The organism is Streptomyces sp. AgN23 (assembly GCF_001598115.1).
GTDB classification, from domain to species: Bacteria; Actinomycetota; Actinomycetes; order Streptomycetales; family Streptomycetaceae; genus Streptomyces; species Streptomyces antimycoticus.
The window spans coordinates 5,483,214-5,506,975 of record NZ_CP007153.1 but is presented as its reverse complement, the minus strand read 5'-3'; the positions used below and the strand labels follow the sequence as shown (position 1 = coordinate 5,506,975).

The 23,762-nt window shown below is 69.0% G+C and carries 21 protein-coding genes; 9 read left to right on the top strand and 12 right to left on the bottom strand.

The window, feature by feature from the left end:
- Positions 1-149: 149 nt before the first annotated feature.
- The 5 genes from AS97_RS23670 to dnaA all read right to left on the bottom strand — a co-directional run bounded on the left by AS97_RS23670 (position 150) and on the right by dnaA (position 6,688).
- Positions 150-692, bottom strand: coding sequence for a DciA family protein (locus AS97_RS23670; protein WP_059143750.1), 543 nt, complete (start codon positions 690-692; stop codon positions 150-152).
- Positions 689-1,831 (bottom strand): DNA replication/repair protein RecF, encoded by a 1,143-nt coding sequence (gene recF, locus AS97_RS23665; RefSeq protein ID WP_059143749.1) that lies wholly within the window; start codon positions 1,829-1,831, stop codon positions 689-691. Before recF ends, AS97_RS23670 begins: the two co-directional genes overlap by 4 nt.
- Before the next feature lie 55 nt (positions 1,832-1,886).
- Positions 1,887-2,768 carry a phosphogluconate dehydrogenase (NAD(+)-dependent, decarboxylating) gene (gene gnd, locus AS97_RS23660; protein ID WP_059143748.1) on the bottom strand — a complete coding sequence of 294 codons (882 nt, stop codon included), beginning with the start codon at positions 2,766-2,768 and terminating at the stop codon, positions 1,887-1,889.
- Between the two features lie 102 nt (positions 2,769-2,870).
- Positions 2,871-4,001 carry a DNA polymerase III subunit beta gene (gene dnaN, locus AS97_RS23655; protein ID WP_059143747.1) on the bottom strand — a complete coding sequence of 377 codons (1,131 nt, stop codon included), beginning with the start codon at positions 3,999-4,001 and terminating at the stop codon, positions 2,871-2,873.
- Between the two features lie 839 nt (positions 4,002-4,840).
- Positions 4,841-6,688: a chromosomal replication initiator protein DnaA gene (gene dnaA, locus AS97_RS23650; RefSeq protein WP_079059323.1), complete on the bottom strand. Its 1,848-nt coding sequence runs from the start codon at positions 6,686-6,688 to the stop codon at positions 4,841-4,843.
- 436 nt (positions 6,689-7,124) lie between these two features.
- Between dnaA and rpmH the strand changes: the two genes are divergently transcribed.
- The 9 genes from rpmH (at position 7,125) to AS97_RS23605 (ending at position 13,877) form a co-directional block, all read left to right on the top strand.
- Complete coding sequence (gene rpmH, locus AS97_RS23645) at positions 7,125-7,262, top strand: 50S ribosomal protein L34 (protein WP_009716483.1); 138 nt, start codon at positions 7,125-7,127, stop codon at positions 7,260-7,262.
- A 24-nt stretch (positions 7,263-7,286) separates the two neighbouring features.
- Positions 7,287-7,670 (top strand): ribonuclease P protein component, encoded by a 384-nt coding sequence (gene rnpA / locus AS97_RS23640; RefSeq protein WP_079059322.1) that lies wholly within the window; start codon positions 7,287-7,289, stop codon positions 7,668-7,670.
- Positions 7,667-7,984, top strand: coding sequence for a membrane protein insertion efficiency factor YidD (yidD, locus tag AS97_RS23635; protein ID WP_014061973.1), 318 nt, complete (start codon positions 7,667-7,669; stop codon positions 7,982-7,984). The genes rnpA and yidD overlap by 4 nt, the downstream gene beginning before the upstream one ends.
- A 3-nt stretch (positions 7,985-7,987) precedes the next feature.
- A complete protein-coding gene (yidC, locus tag AS97_RS23630; RefSeq protein WP_059143745.1) occupies positions 7,988-9,133 on the top strand; it encodes a membrane protein insertase YidC in 1,146 nt (381 codons plus the stop codon).
- A gap of 15 nt (positions 9,134-9,148) precedes the next feature.
- Positions 9,149-9,658 (top strand): R3H domain-containing nucleic acid-binding protein, encoded by a 510-nt coding sequence (locus AS97_RS23625; RefSeq protein WP_059143744.1) that lies wholly within the window; start codon positions 9,149-9,151, stop codon positions 9,656-9,658.
- A gap of 111 nt (positions 9,659-9,769) precedes the next feature.
- A complete protein-coding gene (rsmG, locus tag AS97_RS23620; RefSeq protein ID WP_086705808.1) occupies positions 9,770-10,483 on the top strand; it encodes a 16S rRNA (guanine(527)-N(7))-methyltransferase RsmG in 714 nt (237 codons plus the stop codon).
- A 226-nt stretch (positions 10,484-10,709) separates the two neighbouring features.
- A complete protein-coding gene (locus AS97_RS23615; protein ID WP_125757084.1) occupies positions 10,710-11,795 on the top strand; it encodes a ParA family protein in 1,086 nt (361 codons plus the stop codon).
- On the top strand, positions 11,792-12,934 hold the full coding sequence (locus AS97_RS23610; protein WP_210565604.1) for a ParB/RepB/Spo0J family partition protein: 1,143 nt from the start codon (positions 11,792-11,794) through the stop codon (positions 12,932-12,934). Before AS97_RS23615 ends, AS97_RS23610 begins: the two co-directional genes overlap by 4 nt.
- Before the next feature lie 325 nt (positions 12,935-13,259).
- On the top strand, positions 13,260-13,877 hold the full coding sequence (locus AS97_RS23605) for a GNAT family N-acetyltransferase (protein WP_037954609.1): 618 nt from the start codon (positions 13,260-13,262) through the stop codon (positions 13,875-13,877).
- 75 nt (positions 13,878-13,952) lie between these two features.
- Here the strand turns inward: AS97_RS23605 and trxA are convergent, their stop codons facing one another.
- The 7 genes from trxA to AS97_RS23570 form a co-directional block, all read right to left on the bottom strand.
- Positions 13,953-14,282, bottom strand: coding sequence for a thioredoxin (gene trxA, locus AS97_RS23600; RefSeq protein WP_014061966.1), 330 nt, complete (start codon positions 14,280-14,282; stop codon positions 13,953-13,955).
- Positions 14,283-14,324: 42 nt separating this feature from the next.
- Entirely contained in the window at positions 14,325-15,275 is a 951-nt protein-coding gene (trxB, locus tag AS97_RS23595; RefSeq protein WP_059143740.1) for a thioredoxin-disulfide reductase, read from the bottom strand.
- Positions 15,276-15,429: 154 nt separating this feature from the next.
- Positions 15,430-16,398 carry a hypothetical protein gene (locus AS97_RS23590; RefSeq protein WP_210565603.1) on the bottom strand — a complete coding sequence of 323 codons (969 nt, stop codon included), beginning with the start codon at positions 16,396-16,398 and terminating at the stop codon, positions 15,430-15,432.
- Positions 16,395-17,084 (bottom strand): RNA polymerase sigma factor SigM, encoded by a 690-nt coding sequence (gene sigM, locus AS97_RS23585; RefSeq protein ID WP_014061963.1) that lies wholly within the window; start codon positions 17,082-17,084, stop codon positions 16,395-16,397. The genes AS97_RS23590 and sigM overlap by 4 nt, the downstream gene beginning before the upstream one ends.
- A 36-nt stretch (positions 17,085-17,120) precedes the next feature.
- Positions 17,121-18,836 carry a protein kinase family protein gene (locus AS97_RS23580; protein WP_059143738.1) on the bottom strand — a complete coding sequence of 572 codons (1,716 nt, stop codon included), beginning with the start codon at positions 18,834-18,836 and terminating at the stop codon, positions 17,121-17,123.
- Between the two features lie 110 nt (positions 18,837-18,946).
- Positions 18,947-21,319: a murein biosynthesis integral membrane protein MurJ gene (gene murJ, locus AS97_RS23575; protein ID WP_059143737.1), complete on the bottom strand. Its 2,373-nt coding sequence runs from the start codon at positions 21,317-21,319 to the stop codon at positions 18,947-18,949.
- Positions 21,320-21,368: 49 nt separating this feature from the next.
- Complete coding sequence (locus AS97_RS23570; RefSeq protein WP_079059320.1) at positions 21,369-23,729, bottom strand: DUF6049 family protein; 2,361 nt, start codon at positions 23,727-23,729, stop codon at positions 21,369-21,371.
- Between the last annotated feature and the right edge of the window lie 33 nt (positions 23,730-23,762).

Genomic DNA, 23,762 nt, shown 5'->3' with positions numbered 1-23,762 from the left:
TGCCAGCGACTCCCCATATGCGGGGACGGGCTCCAAGAGGCTCACACCGCCACTCAGCGCTTCGAGCTGTCAACCACCGGCAACCGTGACCGGGGTCTCAGCAGTCGCCCTGTTACCCCCGGTTAACACGGGAGCGCGTAAGCCCCCGGTCAGCCGTAGGTATCGCCCGGGCCGGTGGAGCCCGGGGAGCGCAGCGGGCCGTAGCGGTGGGCCGGGCCGCCGGGGCCCAGGACCTTGATCATCTTGACGGTGCCATGACCCAGATCCGCGTTCAGCCGGGCCACGAGCTGCGGGGCGAGCAGTCTCAGCTGGGTCGCCCACGCCGTGGAGTCACAGCGCACCGTGAGCACCCGGGCGTCCTCGTCGTACCGCTGGGGCTCGCAGTGCTGCGCCACCTCGGGCCCCACCATCTGGGGCCAGCGGCCCATCACCCCGCCGACCGCGGCCGGGGCCTCCCAGCCGCGCTCGGTGATCAGCCGGTTGATCGCCGCACCGAGCGGAAGCGGATCGCGGCCATCGGCGCGCGCGCCGGAGCGCAAGCCCCCTCTGCGCGCCTGCTTCTTCTGCTGGGCCGCGGCTCCCCGGGCGCGCGCCTGCTCCTTGGCGGCGCGCAGCGCCACCCTCGCAAGATCGACGCCCGAGGGCTCGGGCACCGGCGAGGGCCCCGCAGGCTGGTCCATTCCGTCGGTCATACGCGCCGCACCTCGCCCTCGGACACCGCATAGCGCGTGCCGGACAGCACCTGCGGAACGTCATCTTCCACCGCCGCGGTCACCAGCACCTGCTCCCCTGGGGCGACCAGCTCGGCCAGCCGCTCCCGGCGCCGCTCGTCCAGCTCCGCGAAGACGTCGTCGAGCACCAGCACCGGCTCGCCCGCCTCGGCGCGCAGCAGATCGTAGGAGGCCAGCCGCAGGGCGAGGGCGTACGACCAGGACTCGCCATGGCTGGCGTAGCCCTTCGCCGGGAGCCGGCCCAGCTTGAGGATCAGGTCGTCGCGGTGCGGGCCCACCAGCGTGACCCCGCGCTCTATCTCCTGCTTACGGGCCTCGGTGAGGGCGGCCATCAGCAGCTCGTACAGCTCCTCGCGGCTGCCCGCGTCGGTCAGCCCCTCACCGGCCGAGCCGCGGTACTCCAGCAGCACGGGGCCGCCGCCCGGGGCGAGTTGCTCGTACGCCTTGTCGGCCAGCGGCTGGAGCACGGCGATCAGATCGAGCCGCTGCGCGAGCAACTCGGCACCGGCCCGGGCCAGATGCTGGTCCCAGACGTCGAGCGTGGACAGGGCCGCGTCGCCGCCGCCGCTGCGCGAACCGTGCCGCCGGGCCAGGGCCGCGGTCTTCAGCAGGGTGTTGCGCTGCTTGAGCACCCGGTCGTAGTCGGAGCGGACCCCGGCCATCCGGGGCGCCCGCGCGGTGATCAGCTCGTCGAGGAAGCGCCGGCGCTCGCCCGGATCGCCCTTGACCAGGGCCAGATCCTCGGGCGCGAACAGCACCGACCGCAGGATCCCCAGCACATCACGCGGTCTGACCTGCGAGGACCGATTGATACGGGCGCGATTGGCCTTGCCCGGGTTGAGCTCCAGCTCGATCAGCTGCTGCCGGTCACCCTGGACGACCGCGGCCCGGACCACGGCCCGCTCCGCGCCCATGCGCACCAGCGGGGCATCGGAGGAGACCCGGTGGCTGCCGAGGGTGGCGAGATAGCCGACGGCCTCGACGAGATTGGTCTTGCCCTGGCCGTTGGGCCCGACGAAGGCCGTGACGCCCGGGTCGAGCGCCACCTCGGCCCGGGTGTACGAGCGGAAGTCGGCGAGCGAGAGATGCGTGACGTGCATAGTGGGCTGCGCCGACCTCCCCCGGCTGAACTGCTTGCTCCACCCCGTGGGGTGGTTACTTGTCGCTGCTCTCGACCGCGTGGCCGCCGAACTGATTGCGCAGCGCGGCGATCATCTTGATCTGCGGCGAGTCCTCCTGACGGGAGGCGAACCGGGCGAAGAGCGATGCGGTGATCGCGGGCAGCGGCACGGCGTTGTCGATCGCCGCCTCCACGGTCCAGCGGCCCTCGCCGGAGTCCTCCGCGTAACCGCGCAGCTTGGCCAGGTGCTCGTCCTCGTCCAGGGCGCGCACGGCCAGGTCCAGCAGCCAGGAGCGGATGACCGTGCCCTCCTGCCAGGAGCGGAAGACCTCGCGGACGTCGGTGACCGAGTCCACCTTCTCCAGCAGCTCCCAGCCCTCGGCGTACGCCTGCATCATCGCGTACTCGATGCCGTTGTGGACCATCTTGGCGAAGTGGCCCGCGCCGACCTTGCCGGCGTGGACGGCGCCGCCCTCGCCCTCGGGCTTGAGCGCGTCGAAGATCGGCTGGACCTTGGCCACATGCTCGGCGGCACCGCCGTACATCAGCGCGTAGCCGTTCTCCAGACCCCAGACACCGCCGGAGACACCGCAGTCGACGAAGCCGATGCCCTTGGCGTTGAGCTGCTCGGCGTGCTTCTCGTCGTCCGTCCAGCGGGAGTTCCCGCCGTCCACCACGATGTCGCCGGGCGACAGCAGCTCGGCCAGCTCGTCGATGGTGATCTGGGTGGGGACGCCCGCCGGGACCATGACCCACACCACCCGGGGGCCCTTGAGCTTGTTGACGAGCTCATCGATGCTGTGGACATCGGCGACGTCCGGGTTCCGGTCGTATCCAATGACGGTGTGGCCTGCGCGGCGAATGCGCTCGCGCATGTTGCCGCCCATCTTGCCGAGGCCGATGAGACCGAGCTCCATCAGTGATCCTTCATGCCGTAGTGCGTTGCGTTTCGCGGTGAGTCCGAGCCTACGCCCGCGGGTAGCCGCACAGATGTGGGCTACACCTGCTCATTCGCGCTCTCAGCCGCTGAGTCGCACCGGCATGATCAGGTACTTGTACGCCTCGTCCGCCTCGGCGTCCATGGCGGGCTTGCCACTGAGCAGCGCGGGCTTGGTCGAGGTGGTGAAGGACAGCTGGGCGACCGGCGAGTCGATCGCGCTGAGGCCGTCCAGCAGGAACGTCGGGTTGAAGGCGATCGAGATGTCGTCGCCGTCGAGCTGGGCGTCCACCCGCTCCACAGCCTGTGCATCGTCGCTGGACCCGGCCTCCAGGATCAGCACGCCCTGCTCGAAGGTGAGCCGCACCGGGGTGTTCCGCTCGGCGACCAGGGCCACACGCTTGACGGCCTCGACGAACGGGGGCGTCTCGATCACCGCGACCGAGTTGAACTCGGTGGGGAAGAGCGTGCGGTACTTCGGCAGGTCGCCCTCGAGCAGCCGGGTGGTCGTACGGCGCCCGGCGCCCTCGAAGCCGATCAGGCCCTCGCCCGCACCCGAGCCGGAGAGCGCGAGGGCGACGGTGTCACCACTGGTCAGCGACTTGGCGGTGTCGAGGAGCGTCTTGGCGGGCACCAGCGCGACGGCGGAGATGTCGGGGGTCTCGGGCTTCCACAGGAACTCGCGGACCGCGAAGCGGTAGCGGTCGGTGGAGGCCAGCGTGACGGTGTCGCCCTCGATCTCGATCCGCACACCGGTGAGCACCGGCAGGGTGTCGTCACGGCCGGCGGCGATGGCGACCTGGGCAGCGGCGGCGGCGAAGACCTCACCGGGGACGGTGCCGGTCGCGGTCGGCATCTGCGGCAGCGCCGGGTACTCCTCCACAGGCAGGGTGTGGAGTGTGAATCGCGAGGAGCCGCAGACGACGGTGACCCGCACCCCGTCGCTGGAGATCTCCACAGGGCGGTTGGGGAGGGCGCGGCAGATGTCGGCGAGGAGCCGGCCGGAGACGAGGACCGTGCCGTCGTCCTCGATGTCGGCCTCCACGGAGACGCGGGCCGAGACCTCGTAGTCGAAGCCGGAGAGGCTGAGCGCGCCTTCCTCCGCCTTCATGAGGATGCCCGCGAGGACGGGCACCGGCGGTCGGGCCGGGAGGCTGCGGGCCGTCCAGGCCACCGCCTCCGCGAGTACATCGCGCTCCACCCGGATCTTCACCGTAAGCCGCCTCCTGCTGTTGCTGGCTCGCCCTGCTGGCCTTCGTCGTCGGCTGAGTAGCCGGAGACCAGTCTGACGCACGACGCCGACAGTCGGTGCGGCTCGGGGTCAAGTCGGTGCGCGGGGTGTCGGGCGGCTCGGCCCGAGGTTGTGCACAGGCCCCACTTCGAAGCGATTTCCTCGCTATAACTCTGTGGTCGTAGTAGTAGGGCCTGTGGAAACCGTGGAAAACTGACTTTGCCCTGGTCAGCGGCGGTTTTTTATCCACCGGGCCTGTGGGTGACGGCGGTGGACAACCAGGGTTGTCTGTGGATGCCGAAGAGTTCTGCACATGCGATGCACAGACATCGCCCGGTTCTCCCCAGCGCCGTCCCCAGTTTTACCCACCTTCCCCACAGCCCAACCCGCCTCCTTGGTGTGACGCCTTTCACTCGCGCCGGTGACCGTGGCCATTTCGTTGCCGAACAGTGGACAGCGGTGTGGAGAAGCTGTGGGCAACGGGCCTTCGGCTGTGGGTTGCCGGTGGACAAGCTGATGCACGGCCTGTGGGTATCTCGATCGTCCACAGTCTGTGGACTCCCGATAGCCACAATTCCACAACCACCTGACCTCGGTGGATGCCTTCCCCACCGGACACCCTGTGGACGCGATCGGGACAACTTCCACGTCCCCAGGGTGTGGACGGTGGATGAGCCGCGTATCTGTGGAGAACCGGGCCGGCCGGGCAGGGAATCGAACAGCTCGTAGGGGTGAACGACGAAGGGCGCCCCGGGAGTTGTCCCTCCCGGGGCGCCCTTCAGCGGTTCGCGGTGGCCCTGCGGTGGCCCTGCGGGCCCCTCTCAGCCGTTCTTGATGCGGTTGGTCAGCTCGGTCACCTGGTTGTAGATGGAGCGCCGCTCGGCCATCAGCGCCCTGATCTTGCGGTCGGCGTGCATGACCGTCGTATGGTCGCGGCCGCCGAACTGCGCGCCGATCTTGGGCAGCGACAGATCGGTCAGCTCCCGGCAGAGATACATCGCGATCTGCCGCGCCGTGACCAGCACCCGGCTGCGGGAGGCTCCGCACAGATCGTCGACCGTATGCCCGAAGTAGTCGGCGGTGGCGGCCATGATCGCGGTGGCGGTGATCTCCGGGGCCGCGTCCTCGCCGCCGGGGATCAGATCCTTCAGCACGATCTCGGTGAGTCCGAGGTCCACCGGCTGCCGGTTCAGGCTCGCGAAGGCGGTGACGCGGATGAGCGCGCCCTCCAGCTCCCGGATGTTGCGGGAGATCCGCGAGGCGATGAACTCCAGCACCTCCGGCGGCGCGTTCAGCTGCTCCTGCACCGCCTTCTTACGGAGGATCGCGATACGCGTCTCCAGCTCCGGCGGCTGCACATCGGTGATCAGGCCCCACTCGAAGCGGTTGCGGAGCCGGTCCTCCAGGGTGACCAGCTGCTTGGGCGGCCGGTCGGAGGAGAGCACGATCTGCTTGTTGGCGTTGTGGAGCGTATTGAAGGTGTGGAAGAACTCCTCCTGCGTCGACTCCTTGCTCGCCAGGAACTGGATGTCGTCGACCAGCAGGATGTCCATGTCGCGGTAGCGCTTGCGGAACGCGTCCGCCTTGCCGTCACGGATGGAGTTGATGAACTCGTTGGTGAACTCCTCCGAGCTCACATAGCGCACCCGGGTGCCGGGATACAGGCTGCGCGCGTAGTGACCGATGGCGTGCAGCAAGTGGGTCTTGCCGAGCCCGGACTCTCCGTAGATGAACAGCGGGTTGTACGCCTTGGCCGGCGCCTCGGCCACGGCGACCGCCGCGGCGTGTGCGAAGCGGTTGGACGCGCCGATGACGAAGGTGTCGAAGAGGTACTTGGGGTTCAGCCGCGCGGTCGGCTCACCGGGGCCGGACGCGGGCGCGGGCTGAGCGGCGAGCGGGCCGGGGGCGCCGGTCTGCGAGGGCAGGAGGGGCGGTCCGCCGCGGGCGCGCTCGAGCGGGTCGGGCAGATCGTGACGCTGCTCGTACGGAGGGCGCTCGGCACCAGGACCCGGACCGCCGCCGGGCCCGCCCGGCCCGGGGCGCTCGGCGCCCGGACCGCGGTAGTCACCGCGCCGCTGCTGGTCGTACGGCTGCTGGTCATAGCCGGACGAGGAGTGCTGGGAGGCGTAAGGATCGCTCTCGGGAAAGCCGCCGAGCCGGGGCTGCTGCCAGCCGTAGTCGTCACGGGGCCGCGGCCAGGCGCCCGGTTCGGGGCGCGGCTGCTGATAGCCGGGGTACGCGGGGCGGGCCGATGGCAGATCGTCCGGCGCCTGGCGGCCATAGCCGTCCCGGCCGTCGTAGCTCTCGTAGGACTCGCGCTGTTCGCGGCTCTCGTAGGATTCGCGCTGGTCGCGCTGGACCTGCGGGGGGACGACCGGTTCGCCGGCGGACTCGTCGACGGTGATCGCGATGCGGATCGGGCGGCCGCACTCCCGGCTCAGCGTTTCGCTGACGACGGGGGCCAGCCGGCCCTCCAGCACGCCCTTGGCGAATTCATTGGGGACGGCGAGCAGCGCGGTGTCGGCGACCAGCGCGAGGGGCTGGCACCGCTTGATCCAGTGCTCGTCCTTCGCTTCGACGCCTTGTCCGCCCTGTCCCGAACCCTCTCCCAGCAGCCGCTCGAGCACGCGTGGCCACACTGCGGCAAGATCGGCAGGTACGTCAGCCACAGGGCACGCTCTCTCAGCTCGCTGGGTGGGGACGCCGACAGGTCCCACGAATGCGTGGTTCTCGGGACGGGCGTGAAGGAATTGGAGCCCAGCCACGGTAGTCAGGCCGGGGTGCGCGGTTCAAGTCGTTGTCCACAGGGTGTGTACAAATGTGCCATGCGATGTCGCCGGGCGTTCCCTTGCCCCTAGGCTGGGAGGGGAACTACGCCGTCTCGGTGTCGGACACCGGTTTGACCGGATGGCGTAACCGCGCGTACCGTAACCAGGTCGAGTTGTCGATGGCTGCTGCCGCCTGCCTCCGATGGGCAAGGATCACGGGCGAGACGACCTGTGATCGTGAAGCGGTGCACTCGGGCGTATTGCGAGCTACTCGTGGGCGCACGGTGACAGCCAAGCGATAGACCGCCACCATCCAATTCATTTCTGGAGCCCCCGAGTGAGCAAGCGCACTTTCCAGCCGAACAACCGTCGCCGCGCGAAGACCCACGGCTTCCGGCTGCGGATGCGCACCCGTGCCGGCCGCGCGATCCTCGCGTCCCGCCGTAGCAAGGGTCGCGGACGCCTGTCGGCCTGAGCAGCCTGATCCAAGGTCCATGACGTGCTGCCTACCGAGCATCGGCTGAGGCGGCGCGAGGACTTCGCGGCCGCGGTACGCCGAGGACGCAGGGCCGGTCGCCCGCTCCTTGTCGTGCATCTTCGCACCGGCCTCACCAGCGGTGATACGGACCCGCACGCATCCGGGGAGAGTGCTCCTCCGGCGCGTGCGGGTTTCGTCGTAAGCAAGGCCGTCGGAGGCGCCGTCGTCCGCAATCTGGTGAAGCGGCGACTGCGTCATCTGATGCGGGACCGCATCGATCGTTTTGGCGCAGGTAGCCTTGTGGTCGTACGGGCGCTGCCCGGCGCGGGTGAGGCGGGTCACGACCAGCTGGCCCGCGATCTCGACACGGCAGTGCAGCGGCTACTGGGAGGGGTGCCGCGATGAAGTACCCGCTGCTGTGGTTGATCAAGCTGTACCAGTGGACCATCAGCCCGATGCTGGGACCGGTCTGCAAGTACTACCCGTCGTGCTCGCACTATGGCTACACGGCCATTGACCGGCACGGCGCGGTAAAAGGAACGGCGCTGACGGCCTGGCGCATCTTGCGCTGCAACCCATGGTCGCTCGGTGGCGTCGACCACGTTCCGCCCCGGAAGCGTCCGGTGTGGCACCAGCGGCTGCGGAACCGCCTCGGCGGGCATCCGACTGTGGAGCCTGCCGCACAGCCCGAGACCCAGCCCAACGCCCAAGGAGCCTGATTCGTGGACACGATCCTCGGTCCTCTTTATGACGTAGTTTCCTGGATCATCGTCCAGTTCCACTCGTTCTACAGCCTCATTTTTGATCGGGACAGTGGCTGGGCGTGGGGTCTGTCCATCGTTTCGCTGGTGGTGCTGATCCGTATCTGCCTGATCCCGCTCTTTGTGAAGCAGATCAAGTCGACGCGGAACATGCAGGCGCTCCAGCCCAAGATGAAGGCGATCCAGGAGCGCTACAAGAGCGACAAGCAGCGTCAGTCCGAAGAGATGATGAAGCTGTACAAGGAGACGGGGACCAACCCGCTCTCCAGCTGCTTGCCGATCCTCGCCCAGTCGCCGTTCTTCATCTCGCTGTACCAGGTCCTGAACCACATCGCGAACAACAGGACGGTCGGTGTCATCACCGACCAGGCGCTGTTGGACAGCGCCCGTAACGCCCACATCTTCGGCGCTCCGCTGTCGGTGAAGTTCATGGACTCGGCCTCGAAGGTCGAATCCCTCGGCGCCTCGCTGACCGATGTGCGCATCGTGACGATCACCATGATCGTCCTGATGTCGGCGTCGCAGTTCTTCACCCAGCGCCAGCTGATGACCAAGAACGTCGACCTCACGGTGAAGACGCCGTTCATGCAGCAGCAGAAGATGCTGATGTACGTCTTCCCGATCATGTTCGCAGTCTTCGGCATCAACTTCCCCGTCGGTGTCCTCGTCTACTGGCTGACCACCAACGTCTGGACCATGGGCCAGCAGATGTTCGTCATCCGCCGTAACCCGACCCCGGGCAGCCTCGCCTTCAAGGCCCGCCAGGAGCGGCTGCGGGCCCAGGGCAAGCTGAAGGAGGAGCCGGCCGACGTCGTCGCGAAGCAGGCGGCCGAGACGGCGCGTGCCAACCGTCAGCAGCCCAAGCGCCAGACCAAGGCGCAGCGCTCCACGACCGGCCACAGCAGGGCCGGCGTGCAGGCGGATTCCACGGCCTCCACGGAGAAGTCCGCCGAGGTCAAGAAGCCCGACGAGAAGCAGGGCGCGGGGCAGAAGAAGGGCGCGCAGGGCGGCAAGCCGGCCGGTGGTTCGGCTTCCGGCTCCTCCCGCGGCGCGAAGTCCGGCCAGCGCAAGGGCCAGCAGCGCCCCAAGCACCCGTCCAAGAAGTAACGAAGGAGTCCATCCGTGACGGAAGGCACCACCCCGGCCGCCGAGGGTGTCGACACCCTGTCCCGCCTTGAGCAGGAAGGGGAGATCGCGGCCGACTACCTCGAGGGGCTGCTGGACATCGCGGACCTCGACGGCGACATCGACATGGACGTCGAGGCCGATCGCGCAGCGGTGTCGATCATCAGCGACTCGACCAGCCGCGATCTGCAGAAGCTGGTCGGCCGCGACGGCGAGGTGCTGGAGGCCCTGCAGGAGCTGACCCGCCTCGCGGTGCACCGGGAGACCGGCGACCGCAGCCGGCTGATGCTCGACATCGCCGGATACCGGGCCCGTAAGCGTGCCGAGCTGACCGAGCTGGGCACCAAGGCCGCGGAGGAGGCGAAGGGCACCGCTCAGCCGGTGAAGCTCAAGGCGATGACGCCCTTCGAGCGGAAGGTGGTGCACGACGCTGTGGCCGCCGCCGGGCTGCGCAGTGAGTCCGAGGGCGAGGAGCCCCAGCGCTGCGTGGTCGTGCTTCCGGTCTGAAGCGGTTCCGCATCGTGATCCACACGGCCCCGTCTGCACGCAGACGGGGCCGAATCTTGTCAGCCTTACATCATCGTTCAGCACAGTGTTCGGTACGGAAGGACGGTCCCCGTGACGGAAGCAGCGGAGCTCCCCCCGGCGCCCCCCGAGGCAAGGGACGTATTCGGTGACCGCTTCCCGGAGGCCGTGCGCTACGGCGAGCTGCTGGCCGATGTGGGCGTGACACGCGGGCTGATCGGCCCGCGTGAGGTGCCGCGGCTGTGGGAGCGGCATCTGCTGAACTGCGCGGTGCTCTCCGACGTGGTGCCCGAGGAGGTCACCGTCTGCGATGTGGGGTCGGGGGCCGGGCTCCCCGGTATCCCGCTCGCCCTGACCCGCCCTGATCTCCAGATCACACTTCTGGAGCCCTTGCTGCGGCGGACGAACTTTCTGCGGGAAGTGGTCGAGCTGCTGGGGCTGGAGCATGTGACGGTGGTGCGCGGCCGTGCCGAGGAGGTCCTCGGGAAGCTGACCCCGATGCATGTGGTGACGGCTCGGGCGGTGGCCCCGCTGGACCGGCTGGCCGGCTGGGGGGTTCCGCTGCTGCGTCCGTACGGGGAGATGCTGCTTCTGAAGGGCGACACCGCCGAAGAGGAGCTGAAGCAGGCCCGGGCCGCGCTGGGCAAGCTGGGCGTGGTGGAGACCTCGGTGCTGCATGTCGGTCAGGGAGTGGTGGACCCGCCCTCGACGGTGGTGCGGGTCGAGGTCGGGGAGAGCCCCGGGGGCGTGCGCTTCGCCGCCAAGCGGGCCAAGGCTGCTCGCCGGACGCCGCGCCGTCGACCCTGAGTCGAGGGCGTTGCTCCATACAAGCTGGCAAAACTACGCATACCGGAGTGTCGCGACCAATCCGCAGGGCCTCCCGTGCATCGTGTTTCACGTGAAACGTCGCTCCCTGCTGCATGGAATCATCAGTCGCGGTCGTGCGGCGGCCTCGCCCCGCGACCGCCGACCCCGTATGAACGTGGATTCATCCACAGGAGAACGGGCCTCGCTGGTTCACGACCCCAAAAGCATGGCAGGCTCTGCTTATTGTGAGCCTGATGTCGAGGAGAGTGAATCCTTGCGGTCCGACGCCAACATCGCGGGGCCGATGACCGATCCGGTCCCCGGCCCCCGTACCGAATCGCCGGGGGAGGATGTTTCACGTGAAACGCCACCCCCGATGGACGACACCCCTATTGGCCGTGCTGCTCAACTGGCGGTAGAAGCTCTGGGCCGTGCCGGTGAGGGGCTGCCCAGGCCGGAGCAGACCCGGGTGATGGTGGTCGCCAACCAGAAGGGCGGGGTCGGAAAGACCACGACCACGGTCAACCTGGCCGCCTCGCTTGCCCTGCACGGTGGTCGGGTGCTGGTGGTCGACCTCGACCCACAGGGCAATGCTTCGACGGCGCTGGGGATTGACCACCACGCCGAGGTCCCATCGATCTATGACGTGCTGGTCGACAGCAAGCCGCTGTCCGATGTGGTGCAGCCGGTCCCGGACGTGGAAGGGCTCTTCTGTGCCCCGGCCACGATCGATCTCGCCGGTGCCGAGATCGAGTTGGTCTCCCTGGTGGCTAGAGAAAGCCGACTGGAGCGGGCCATCCAGGCATATGAGCAGCCGTTGGACTACATCCTGATCGACTGCCCGCCCTCGCTGGGGCTACTGACGGTCAATGCACTGGTGGCCGGTGCGGAAGTGCTGATCCCGATCCAGTGTGAGTACTACGCGCTGGAGGGATTGGGGCAGCTGCTGCGGAATGTGGATCTGGTGCGGGGCCATCTCAACCCCAAGCTCCATGTCTCGACGATCCTTCTCACCATGTACGACGGCCGCACCCGGCTGGCCTCCCAGGTCGCAGACGAGGTGCGCAGCCACTTCGGCGGTGAGGTGCTTCGGACGAGCATTCCCCGATCGGTGCGCATCTCCGAGGCCCCCAGCTATGGGCAGACCGTCCTCACCTATGACCCGGGGTCCAGTGGGGCGCTCTCCTATCTCGAGGCGGCCCGCGAGATCGCCCTCAGAGGCGTCGGCGTGCACTATGAGGCCCAGCACGTTCATGCCTTGCCCGAGCTCAGCGAGCACGACCAGCACAGTATGCAGGAGGGGATTCAGTGAGTGAGCGACGCAGAGGACTGGGCCGTGGGCTCGGTGCCTTGATTCCTCCCGCGCCGAAGGGGGCGGACAACGCCGCGCCCTCGGCGGGGGCGGGAACGGTCACGACGACCGGGGCCACCACCTCACCGACCGCGGTCCCGGTGCTCACCCAGGAGCGGGGAGTGCCGGCGGCCAAGGTGGCCGCATTGTCGACGCACACCGTTCCACCGGAGCCCGAGCCCGCACCGCCGGAGGCGGAGCCCGAGGCCGCACCGGCGGTGATGCCGGAGGAGGTGGCCGGGGCACACTTCGCCGAGCTGCCGCTGGACTTCATCACCCCCAATCCGCGGCAGCCCCGTGAGGTCTTCGACGAGGACGCGCTCGTCGAACTGGTCACCTCGATCCAGGAGGTCGGTCTCCTCCAGCCGGTCGTCGTACGGCAGTTGGCGCGGGAGCGCTATGAGCTCATCATGGGCGAGCGCCGCTGGCGGGCCTGTCGTGAGGCCGGGCTGGAGAAGATCCCCGCGATCGTCCGGGCCACCGACGATGAGAAGCTTCTGCTCGACGCGCTGCTGGAGAACCTGCACCGGGCCCAGCTGAACCCGCTGGAAGAGGCGGCGGCGTACGACCAGTTGCTGAAGGACTTCAACTGCACGCATGACGAACTGGCTGACCGCATCGGGCGCTCACGTCCGCAGGTCTCCAATACGCTGCGGCTGCTGAGGCTCTCCCCGTCCGTTCAGCGCAGGGTGGCGGCGGGGGTTCTCTCCGCAGGCCATGCGCGGGCGCTGCTCTCCGTGGACGACGCGGAGGAGCAGGACCGGCTGGCCCATCGCATCGTCGCCGAGGGACTCTCGGTGCGTGCGGTGGAGGAGATCGTCACCCTGATGGGTTCGCGATCGGGCGGTACGACGAAGACCAAGGGCCCGCGGGCGGGTGCGAGGGTGTCCCCCGCGCTCACGGATCTGGCGTCACGTCTCTCCGACCGGTTCGAGACGCGGGTGAAGGTCGACCTCGGTCAGAAGAAGGGAAAGATCGTCGTCGAGTTCGCCTCAATAGAGGATCTCGAGCGGATCCTCGGCTCGCTGGCTCCCGGTGAGGGGCCGGTGCTGGAGCAGCCGCTCTCCTCCGAGGGCGGAGCGGAGGACGAGGACGAGTGAGGCGCTGTCCGTGCGGCCAGGCCGTACGGAAGGGCAGTGCGGGGCGGGTCGCGGTCCGACATGGTCGGAACGCGACCCGCTGTTTGCCCAAGGGCGGTATCGGTGCAATCTCGGCACGGATACGATGCGATCAGGCAGGGCGGATCCAGGTGGAGGCGCCGCATGTGGAGGGCAGGGCCATGCGATCGGTGAGCCGCACCGGGCTGGTGGCCACAGGATTGGGCCTGGGAGCTGTCGGCGGCTTCGTCGGCAGTCTGCTCAGGGAGCGTAGTGCGCTGTCAGCCGCCCGTGGCGCGGCTGGCCACGGAAGTGAAGGACTGGCTTCATGGGGCGTCGGCTCGTACCGCTCACGTTGGACAACCTCCCGGACATCCCCAAGCGCTGTCGCGCCTGTGTCTTCTGGGAGCTCGATCCGGTCAGCGGCGAGGCAGCCGTAAGGGCCGGCCGGCCGGAGCTGGAGAAGGAGGCCTGGATCTCGGCCGTGCTGCTGGAGTGGGGCTCCTGCGGCCGGGTGGTCTATGTCGATGAGGTTCCGGTGGGCTTTGTGCTGTACGCGCCGCCGGCGTATGTGCCGCGCTCCACGGCCTTCCCGACCAGTCCGGTCGCGGCGGATGCCGTCCAGCTGATGACGGCGTGGCTGATGCCCGGATACCAGGGGCAGGGGCTGGGCCGGGTGATGGTGCAGACCGTTGCCAAGGATCTGATCCGCCGGGGCTTCAAGGCGGTGGAGGCGTTCGGGGACGCCACCTGGAAGGAACCGGCGTGTGTGCTGCCCGCCGATCATCTGCTGGCCGTGGGCTTCAAGACCGTCCGGCCGCATCCGCGCTATCCCCGGCTGAGGCTCGAGCTGCGGACGACGATCTCCTGGAAGGAGGATGTCGAGCTGGCGCTGGACCGGCTGCTCGGCGCCGTCCAGAAGGAGCCCGCGCTTCGGCCGCTGTAGAGAGTTCCACGTGAAACACGAAGGGGCTGCCCATATGGGCAGCCCCTTCGTGCATCAGCGCGACGCGTGATGCGTTCAGCCGATGAAGTCGGCTAGGTCGCGCTCGATGGCGGCCTTCGGCTTGGCGCCGACGATGGTCTTGGCGACCTCGCCGCCCTGGTAGACATTGAGCGTCGGGATGGACATCACGCCGTACTTGGCAGCCGTCGCCGGGTTCTCGTCGATGTTGAGCTTGGCGATGACGATCTTGTCGGGGTGCTCAGCCGCGATGGCCTCCAGGGAGGGGGCGATCTGGCGGCACGGACCGCACCAGGCGGCCCAGAAGTCGACGAGTACCGGCTTGTCGCTCTTGAGGACCTTCTCCTCGAAGTCGGCGTCCGTCACGGTGACCGTGGCACCGGCCATGGCAATCTCCTTAGTGAGTTGGTGCAGGGGTGGGAAGCGAGGTCAGACGGTGGCGTCGCCCTGGCCCAGCGAGGCGAGGTACCGCTCGGCGTCCAGCGCCGCCGAGCAACCGGTGCCGGCCGCGGTGATCGCCTGGCGGTAGGTGTGGTCCACGACATCGCCCGCGGCGAAGACACCGGGCAGGTTCGTCCGGGTGGTCGGCGCATCCACCTTGAGGTAGCCCTCGTCGTCCAGGGCCAGCTGGCCCTTGAACAGCTCGGTGCGCGGGTCGTGGCCGATCGCGATGAACAGTCCGGTGACCGGCAGCTCCGAGGTCTCGTCCTTCTTGACATCGCGGAGGGTGAGACCGGAGAGCTTGCCGTCGCCGTGGATCTCCTCGACCGCGCTGTCCCAGACGAACGAGATCTTCGGGTCGCCGAAGGCCCGCTCCTGCATCGCCTTGCTGGCGCGCAGGGTGTCCCGGCGGTGGACCACGGTGACCGACTTGGCGAACCGCGACAGGAAGGTCGCCTCCTCCATGGCCGTGTCGCCGCCGCCGATAACGGCGATGTCCTGGTCCTTGAAGAAGAACCCGTCACAGGTGGCACACCAGGAGACACCGCGCCCGGAGAGCTCGTCCTCGCGGGCCAGCCCCAGCTTGCGGTGCTGGGAGCCGGTGGTCACGATGACGGTCTTGGCGCGGTGGACCGTACCGGCGGAGTCGGTGACGGTCTTGATCTGCTCGGTGAGGTCGACCGCGACCACATCGTCCGGGATGAGCTCGGCGCCGAAGCGCTCGGCCTGTGCCCGCATGTTGTCCATCAGGTCGGGGCCCATGATCCCGTCCCGGAAGCCGGGGAAGTTCTCCACATCGGTGGTGTTCATCAGGGCACCACCCGCGGTCACGGAGCCTTCGAAGACCAGCGGCTTCAAGGAAGCGCGGGCGGTGTAGAGCGCGGCCGTATAGCCCGCGGGCCCGGAACCGATGATGATCACGTTGCGGACGTCGCTCACGGATGTCTTCCTTGTCTCTGCCGACTGCCGGACTGCTGACTGGGCTGGCGGCTCCGGGTCCCCCCGGAATTCCGCTGCCACCCCACCCAACGGATCCTACGGGTCAGGCATTCCCGAGCGCTGTCAGACAGGGCCCCGGGGTGCGCGGTGTGCCTCAGGGCCGCGGATAGGTCCGGGTCGCCAGAAGCTCCCCGGGAGACGACGGAGACGCCGAGACGCAGGATGCGTCGATCACAAAGGCATCGACGAGCGAGCTGTCGGAGGGGTGCGGGAGGACGACGATATAGGCGGTCTGGCCGTCGTAGGTGTCCTGCTGCGCCGCGAGTGCCGGCTCCTTGCGGCCGGTGCCGCTCTGGACGCAGGACGGCACATTCGGGTCGTCCTCGGCGCGCAGCGGCACATCGGGTGAGTTGCCCTGCCCGGTGACCCCGTTCGGCGCGGTGGACTTCCGGTCGGCGAGCAGCTCGTGCACACGGTCCTTGAGTGTGCCCGAGGAGAGGGTGGAGTTCCCGGAGCTCTGGCTGGCATGGGCCTGGGTGCCGGGGTCGCCGTGATCACCCGAGGAGCCACCCTGGATGAAGAAGGAGCCGATGCCGATCACCGCCGCGGCGCATGCGCCGCCGAGGACGACCTTGGGCCAGCGGCGGGAGCGGCCCGGTCGGGCGCCGGGCCCAGTGGACCCTCGTCCCGGTCCGGTGGCTCCACGCGGGCGCCCAGCGGGCCGGTCCGTAGCGGTGGAGGACTTGGACAGGGGCTTCACGGTGTCGGAGGCGGGGGCGTCGTCGACGGTTTCACGTGAAACCGGTGTGGGCGCCGGATCCGGATCCGGAGTTTCACGTGAAACATCGGCCACCGCCTCGGGGGCGGTCGCGTCGAGAAGCGCTTCGGCGGCCAGCGCCGCGTCGATACGGCCCGCGATATCGGCGGGCATCCGCACCGGCCCCGGCAGGGTCCCGAGCAGGGAGCGGATCTCTTCCAGTGACGTCGATACGTCCGCGCACAGCACGCAGCTCGCGAGGTGAGTGCGCACATCGACGGCGCGGGACGGAGAGAGTAGACCCTCGGTGAGTGCGGAGATCTCCGCGACTTCAGGGTGCTCGTCCGTGTCCGTCGAGGATGTCACGCTCGCCCACCTCCGCCCTTCACGGCATCTGTGTCGTTCGGTCCTGCCGTCGGTGGGACGGACGTCCCCTGCGTCCGGTTCCTTCCCACGCCCGAGGGTGAGCTACCCCTCCCGCTGGGGTGGAGATGTGAGAGCAGCGGCAGCAGTCGTGCGCGGCCCCGGGCGCAGCGGCTCTTCACGGTGCCGGTCGGAACGTCCAGGACCTTCGCCGCCTCCGCGACGGGATAACCCTGCATGTCGACCAGCACCAGAGCCGCGCGCTGCTCGGGAGGGAGGGTGCGCAGCGCCCGGAGCAGTTCGCGGTGGAGATCACCACGCTCGGCGGGAGCGGCGGCTGATTCATGGGGCTCCAGAAGTTGCTCGAGCCGCTCGGTGTCGTCCACGGGGGAGGTGCGACGGGAGGCGGCCTTACGGGCCCGGTCCAGACAGGCGTTGACCGTGATCCGATGCAGCCAGGTCGTCACGGCGGACTGACCCCGGAAGGTATGGGCGGCGCGGTAGGCGGAGACGAGCGCGTCCTGGACCGCGTCGGCCGCTTCCTCACGGTCGCCGAGGGTGCGCAGCGCCACCGCCCAGAGTCTGTCGCGGTGGCGCCGCACTATTTCGCTGAAGGCGTCCGGGTCGCCGTCGACGTGCCGGGCAAGGAGCTCGCCGTCGCTCGCCCCGCCGATGGTGGCGTCGTCCAACGTTGAGCCCCTCCCCTCTCGGCTGACCGTAGAGGGTCAGCCCTTGACCTTGATCTCCGAGATGCCGCCACGGTAGCGATCAGCGGTGCTGGCCGGAAGCTCGGTGATGTGAACCAGGACGAAACGCGTCCGTACTGGCTTGTCGAGAACGGTGGTCAGCTTCTTCCCGGCGATCTTCAGGTCGGTGAGGTGCTGGGAGAAGGCGCTGAGTGAGGTGGGGTTGGAGGCGGAGGGGTCCGCGGCGAGAACTTCCACCTTCTGGCCGGCGCGGTAGAAGTCGATGTCGATACTCGCGACGCTTTTGGCGCTGCCGAGGTCGACGAGGATGCCGCTGCCCTGCTTGCGTTGGGGCAGATTACCGAAGTTCGGGTAGTTCCAGAACTCCTTGGTCACCCATGCGGTGTCCGCGTCGCCGTCCACGGCTCCCTCGACCTTGTCAGCGGCGAAGGGCGGACCCAACGGGGAGAACTCCGTGGCGCTTTCGATGTTGAGCGGCTTGCCCACGAGCTGCTCGCCCTTGCCGTCGTCCTTCTCGCTGGTGGACTTGCCCGGGTCGGCCTTGTTCTCCTCCTTGAGGAGGGTGTCCGCGAGCTGCCAGCTACCGAGGCCGAGGGCGGCGATCAGAAGGGCGGAGACGGTCCACTTGAGGGCCTTGCCCGTGCGGCTCTGCAGCGGCGGCGGAGGCGGCACGGGAGCGGCCGGGCGGGCCGTGTGCGCGGCGCCGCCACGGTTCGGAGGCTGGCCGTACACGCCCTGCTGGTACGTCGTGCGCGAATACGCCGGCGAAGGGGTGTAGGCGGGCTCGGGCGGCCTGATGCGCGGCATGGCCGCGACGGCCTTGGCCAACTCCTCGGGGGTGGTGCAGGGCTGGTCCTGACGGGAGGCGGTGGCCCCGTCGTTGACCAGTGCGCGCATCGCGAGCTCGGACAGACCGCGGTGCACTCCCGCGCGGACCTGGTCGGGTGCGATCAGGCCCACGCCCTTGGGCAGCCCGGAGAGGCCGTAGGCGTCGGTGTCGTACGGCCAGCGCTGAGTGAGCCCCGCGTACAGCAGCGCGCCGATCGCCTCGGTGTCGGTGCGCTGTGGGTGGTCGACGCTGATACCGCGCAGGGCGGCCATGACGGCGAGTCCCCGGATGCGGTACTGGCCGGACTCGGTGCGCAGCACGGAGCCGGGGTTCAGCCGCAGATGGGCCAAGCCCTCGCGGTGGGCGGCGGCCATGGCCTGGGAGACCTGGCTGACCAATTGGTACGCGTCGTGCGGCTCGAGCGGCCCGGCTGCCAGTACGGCGGTGAGTTCGGTGGCGTCGGGAAGCCACTCATGGACGACATAGACGAGATCGTTCTCCTCGACGGCGTCGAGGACCTGGACGAAGCGGGGGTCGCCCAGCAGGGCCGCCGAACGGGCGGCGGCGAGCACCGGCCTGGCGCGCGGATGGTCGGCGGGCAGGACGTGCACACCGACGGCACGCCGCAGTTTTTCGTCCACGGCACGCCAACTGCTGAATCCGTCCAGACGGGTGACGCACTCCTCCAGACGGTAGCGTCTGGCCAACTTATGACCGCTGTGCAGCTCCAGGGGGCTCGCTTCGGCCGCGGCGCCCGCCTCTTCGGTGACCGCGTCCTCCGTCCCCTTACCGGCCTTCTCTTTCGTCCCCGCCCCGTCGGCCGTGGCCTTGCCCGCCTCGGCGGTCAGCGGCTCCTCTCCGCCGCTGTCGGCCACGTCGACGGCAGCCGTGCTCCGTTCCGCCACCGTCGTTCCTGCCTCCCCATCCGTTGCGCCTACTCCGAGCCAAGACAATTGTGCCCACAGTCCGCCGCTATGCACGACACACGGTGGCGGACGATGGTTGTGCTCAATGATCAGCGTCCGAGTCGTCCGCGCACCATACCGACCATGGCCGTCAGTTCCTCAACGCGCATCCGTTTGGCAGCAATGTAGAAGACCGCGATAAGAACGAGACCGCCGCCCAGCAGACCCGCTACAGAGCCGGCGATGCCCATTCCGAGGGTCTGCATGATGGTGTACGCCGAGCCACCGCCCAGGAGGGCGGCGGGGATGCTGGCGCCCGTGAGGCGGGTGTAGGTGCGGATGACGCGGGGGCCGTCCAGATCGCCGCCCAGCCGCTTGCGCAGCCGCTTCCAGGCCACGCCCACGCCGGTGGCGTAGGCCAGGCCGTAGGCGGCCGCCATACCGGCGACGGCCCAGCGGGCGGGGAGCACGACGTAGGCGAGCGCGGAGCCGGCGGCGTTGACGGCGGCGACGATCACCGTGTTGTAGAAGGGGGTGCGGGTGTCCTCGTAGGCGTAGAAGCCGCGGAGGACGACGTACTGCACGGAGAAGGGGATGAGTCCGAGGCCGAACGCCATGAGGATGTAGCCCATGGCTTGGGCCGTCTCGGTGCCCGACGTCCCGAAAAGCAGGGTGCAGAGGGGGATACCGAGCGCGATGAAGCCGAAGGAGAGCGGGACGATGGCGACGGCGGAGGTGCGCAGGCCCTGAGAGATGTCGTCGCGGACCGCTCCAGGGTCGCCGTCGTGGGCCGCCCGAGAGAGCCTGGGGAGCAGGGCTGCCATCACCGACACGGTGATGATGGCCTGCGGCATGTTCCAGATGAGCTGAGCACTCGTGTAGCCGACGTAGCTCGCTCCTGGGTGGCCCCCGTTGTCGGCCTCTGTACCGGCCGAGGTGGCGAGCTGGGTGACCACGATGTTGCCGGCCTGGTTGGCGAGCACGAACAGCACGGTCCACTTGGCCAGTTTGGCCGCCTTGCCGAGTCCGTGGCCACGCCAGTCGAAGCGTGGCCTGAAGCGGAAACCGGCTGCCCGGAGATAGGGGAACATCGCCAGGGCCTGGACGGTGAGGCCGAGGAGTGTGCCGATGCCCAGCAGCCGGATGCCTTCCGGCGTGATGGTCGTGACACCCATGTTGGAGTTGCTGGAGGTGCCGAACACCCAGATGAAGAGGCCGAAAGTGGCGATGACGACGATGTTGTTGAGGACCGGGGTCCACATCATCGCGCCGAACTTGCCCCGGGCGTTGAGGATCTGACCGACCACGACGTGCACGCCCATGAAGAAGATGGTGGGCAGGCAGTAGCGGGCGAAGGTGACCGCAACCTCGTTGGAGGGGGGATCGCTGGCGATGTCCGCGGAGAGCATCCGGATCAGTGCCGGAGCCGCGAACAGCGAAACCGCGACGAGGCTGCCGAGCGCGACCATCGTCAACGTCAGCAGACGGTTGGCGTAGGCGACTCCGCCGTCGTCGTCCTCCTTCATCGAGCGCACGAGCTGGGGGACGAAGACGGAGTTCAGGCCGCCGCCGACGGTGAGGAAGTAGATCATCGCGGGCAGCTGGTAGGCGACCTGGTAAGCCTGGCCGAGGCTGGCGGCGCCGAGGCCCGCGACGATCACCATCTGACGGATGAAGCCGGTCAGACGGGACACCAGGGTGCCCGCGGCCATCAGCGCGCTTGACTGCAGCAGACCCCCGGCCCGGCCCCCTGAGGGCTTCTTCGGCTCAGGCTCGGTCGCGGGGGCGGTCACGACGGGAGCGGCCACCGTGGGAGCGGCGGCCGCGGCATGGGCGGACTCGGATCTCGACGGTCCGGGAACCGGCGCCTGCCCCTGTGCGGGCGCCTGTCCGTGCGGGTAGTTCTCCGGGCCCTGCTGGTAGCCCTGGCCCTGGGCGGCCCGGGGGTCGTAGGGCTGCTGATCGCGGTAGAGATGCGCGAAGGCGTCCCGCTGAGGCTGCTGTGGCGCGCCGTAGCCGTCGCCGGGCCCCGGATAGCCGGGGCCCGGCTGACCGCCGGTGTACGGCTGCTGTGCCGCGCCCTGGTGGCCGGGGGCGGCGTCGGAGTGCCATGCGCGCGGGTCGGGGCCTTGCGGCGTGGGGGGCTGCTGGTAGTGCTGCTGCTGGTAGCCCCCCTGCTGCGGTGTGTGGGGGGCGTGCCGGTCGTACAGCGGATCCGTCAGCGGGTCGTGGGCGTAGCGATCCTGTGTCGGATACGGGTAGGGCGTGAAGCTGCCCGTCGCGTACGTATCGTCCAGATACGGATCCGGTGCGTAGTACTGCTGGCCGTATGACTGGCGCGGATCGGCCTGGGGAGCCTGGTGGGCGTCGCCCAGATACGGATCGCGCTGGTGCGGTTCCGGTCCGTAAGGATCGTGGGAGCCGTGAGGCGAAGGCTGCGGCGGTGGTGGCACTCGGCCATCACCGTCATACGGCGCGTTCATCGCTACCCCACCTCATCGTCCACTGCGGCCGACCGGCCCCGTGCTTTGCTCAACGCTCCACTTTCTCACCCGAGCCGGACGGGCCAGCGCTTTGCGATCCGGTGTCCGCCGCCGGGTCACTCGGCTGCTCGGGCACGAGGGCGTGAGCGGGGTCACGCCGGTCGGCCTCCGGCGCCTCGCTGTCGTCCTCATCATCCTGCCCGTGCGCCATCTCGGCGTCTTCCCCGTCTCCGCCGTCCTCACCGCTCCTGGCGGCCGCGCGCTTGCGCTGGACGTAGATCCGGACACCGGCGAGGACCAGCAGCAGCACACCGCCGGCGATCACGAGAATCACGGTCGACGTGATTTCGGTGACATTCACCTCGAACAGCATCTCGTGGCCGTAAGGCTGTCCGTCCGGGGTGTAGAGCTGGGCCGAGACCCACACCGGGCCGTTCGCGTTGGCCGTGGTCCCGAACTTCACGGACTGGCTGTGGCCGCCCTCCACATGGACCAGCTGAGGGTCGCTGATCGCCAGCCGGTTGCCCTGCTGGGAGCGGAGGACGAGCCGCAACTCGACACCCTGCACCAGGTTGTTCTGCAGGGTCACCGGGACGGTCGCGCTCCGCCCGGAGAGGGTCATGTCCGTCTTGGGGACCAGGCGCACCTTCTTGGTGAGCCCGGACAGATAGGTCTGCACGTCGTGCCGGAAGCCGGCCGCGTTGTGCGCCTCGCTGCGCCATGAGGTCGACATCTCGCGCCTGATCGCGTTCCCGAAGGGAGTGACCACCCGGTACTTCGCGGTGAGAATCGGCTCGAAATTGTCCAGGGTCTTCTGGGTCTCCTGGATCCTGTCGAACGCCTCGGTGGGCAGTTCCCGCGCGCGCAGCGACCGGGGGTACGAGCGGGAGCTCGGCACCCGCTGGGTGGCGCTCGGGTCGGGCTTCGCCTTCGCGGCCTGTCCCAGGCTCAGCGGCTGCGTCCACTGCCCGGAGAGGCCCTCCAGGGCCGCCGCCATCGCCTGCGCCTGGCTGGTGGTGGGCGTCCGCTGGGGGGCGACCACGATGCTGCGCTGCTTGTCCGGCGCCTGCAGGTTGATCATCTGGCTCTGGGCCAGGAACGTCTGGATGGCGAGGGTGGAGTTCTCCGCCTTGGACATGTCGCCGGTGAAGGCCGTCGACAGCCGTGCGTCGGCGACCACCGCCGTATTGCCGCCGCCGATCTGGCGGGCCGCGGTGGGGGTGTAGGAGAGTCCGCCGGTCTCGCGCAGGCTGTCGCTGCGGGCGATGACGTTGTGCGCGCCCCCGGAGGTGGCGACGTCCACGATCGAGGAGTCGATCGCGCCGTCCACGGGCCAGGCGAAGTCCGTGCGCGGCCGCACCCCGAGGATGGTCTCCACGGTGGTCGAGGCGAGCTCGGTGGCGCCCTGGAGGTGGCTGAGGGTGCCGGTGACGTTCTTACCGCGGTGGGCGAGCGAGGCGAGGTCAGGGTCGGCGAACGGCAGCGCGACCATCTGCTTGCCGTTCACGGCCTTCTGCAGGGCGTCGAGCCACTGCTTGGCGACGGTCTGGCCGCGGCCCGCCGTGGTGCCCTTGCCCGAGGGGTTCTGGACCTCGTACTTCTTGGTCATCGCGTCGACCGTGGCGAGCAGGTCGGGGTCGATCACCCAGGTGATGGGGAGGTTCTTCCCCAGGGCGACCATCTGCTGCAGCCGGCCGCCGGGGGCCAGTTCCTCGGCGAGGCGGTCGTCCCGGAAGATCGGGGTGCGGTCCTCGTCGTTGTCCGTGCGCGCGGTCACATGGGTGGCGGAGATCAGCGGCCACAGATAGGTGAGCTGGGACTTTTTCCTGGCCGTGCCCGACTGCCAGGGCAGGAAGGTCCGCTCGATGCCCAGCACCTGCGGCCAGGGCTGACTGGAGGTGCCACCGGTGAGTGAGACGCCGAGCTGATAGACGCCGTCCTCCCCCAGGTGCAACTGGTCCACCGGTATGGAGAGGGAGAAGTCACGGCTGGCGCCGGCCGACAGCTTGCCGATCTTCTTGGCGTATTTGTCGTCCACCGCGGTGCCGTCGAGGCCCTCCGTATAGCCGGTGCGGTGGGCGGCGGTGTCGATCGCGCTGCGGCCGTTCATGGTCGGACCGACGCGGAGGCCCACCCGGGCTCCAGAGACCGTGGTCTTGGTGTCGTTGGTGACGGTGCCGCTGACGGTGAGGGTGTCGCTCTTCTTCGGCGCGGTGGGGGTCAGCGAGGTGATGGAGACGTCCACCGAGCGTGAGCCGGTGGCCTTGCTCTCCGCATGGGCGGCGGGTGCCGCCGGAATCTGCGTCAGGCCCGCGAGCATCGGCGCCGCGGCGAGCAGGGCCGCTGTGCGCCGCAACCATCGCCGGGCGCGAGCGGAAGTTGTCCCCCGGAGGTCTGCCGCATCGGCCACGCGCTCGCCCGTCCCTTGTCGTCAGTAGGTCGT

What these genes read in the sequence shown, in the direction of transcription:
- AS97_RS23670 (WP_059143750.1), bottom strand. Translation starts at nt 692, where the DNA reads ATGACCGACGGAATGGACCAGCCTGCGGGGCCCTCGCCGGTGCCCGAG.
- recF (WP_059143749.1), bottom strand. Translation starts at nt 1,831, where the DNA reads ATGCACGTCACGCATCTCTCGCTCGCCGACTTCCGCTCGTACACCCGG.
- gnd (WP_059143748.1), bottom strand. Translation starts at nt 2,768, where the DNA reads ATGGAGCTCGGTCTCATCGGCCTCGGCAAGATGGGCGGCAACATGCGC.
- yidD (WP_014061973.1), top strand. Translation starts at nt 7,667, where the DNA reads ATGAAGTACCCGCTGCTGTGGTTGATCAAGCTGTACCAGTGGACCATC.
- AS97_RS23615 (WP_125757084.1), top strand. Translation starts at nt 10,710, where the DNA reads ATGGCAGGCTCTGCTTATTGTGAGCCTGATGTCGAGGAGAGTGAATCC.
- AS97_RS23605 (WP_037954609.1), top strand. Translation starts at nt 13,260, where the DNA reads ATGGGGCGTCGGCTCGTACCGCTCACGTTGGACAACCTCCCGGACATC.
- trxA (WP_014061966.1), bottom strand. Translation starts at nt 14,282, where the DNA reads ATGGCCGGTGCCACGGTCACCGTGACGGACGCCGACTTCGAGGAGAAG.
- murJ (WP_059143737.1), bottom strand. Translation starts at nt 21,319, where the DNA reads ATGAACGCGCCGTATGACGGTGATGGCCGAGTGCCACCACCGCCGCAG.